The organism is Polaromonas sp. P3_C2, assembly GCF_056402675.1.
On record NZ_JBFUGX010001228.1, the window covers coordinates 1 to 593 of the forward strand.

At 62.4% G+C, this 593-nt stretch carries 1 protein-coding gene; it reads right to left on the bottom strand.

Annotated elements, in window-relative coordinates:
* The coding region (locus tag AC1DWI_RS25765; RefSeq protein WP_477726271.1) for a glutamate--tRNA ligase at positions 1–593 on the bottom strand (593 nt) is incomplete at both ends.

Genomic DNA, 593 nt, shown 5'->3' on the forward strand with positions numbered 1-593 from the left:
GTCGGCAGGTGGGCGTACACCGGAGGCTCTTTACCCAGGGCCTTGAAGATGTTGATCTGGCGCGGCGTGTTGTTCACGTGGTCGTCGCCGCGGATCACGTGGGTCATGGCCATGTCGATGTCGTCGACCACCACGCAAAAGTTGTAGGTCGGCGTACCGTCGGGTCGCGCGATCACCAGGTCGTCGAGTTCGTCGTTGCTGATTTCGATGCGGCCCTTGACCTTGTCGTCCCAGACCACGCTGCCGCCTTGCGGGTTCATGAAGCGCAGCACCGGCTGCACGCCATCGGGCACGGGCGGCAAGGTCTTGCCGGGCGCCGGGCGCCAGGTGCCGTCATAACGCGGCTTCTCCTTGGCGGCCATTTGCTTTTCACGCAGGGCGTCGAGCTCGGCCATGCTCATGTAGCAGGGATAGACCAGGCCATCTTTCTGCATCTGCGCAAGCACAGCCTTGTAGCGGTCCATGCGCTGCATCTGGAAGAACGGGCCTTCATCGTGGTTCAGGCCCAGCCAGCGCATGCCTTCGATGATCACGTCGACGGCTTCCTGGCTGGAGCGCTCGACATCAGTGTCTTCGATGCGAAGAACGAAGTC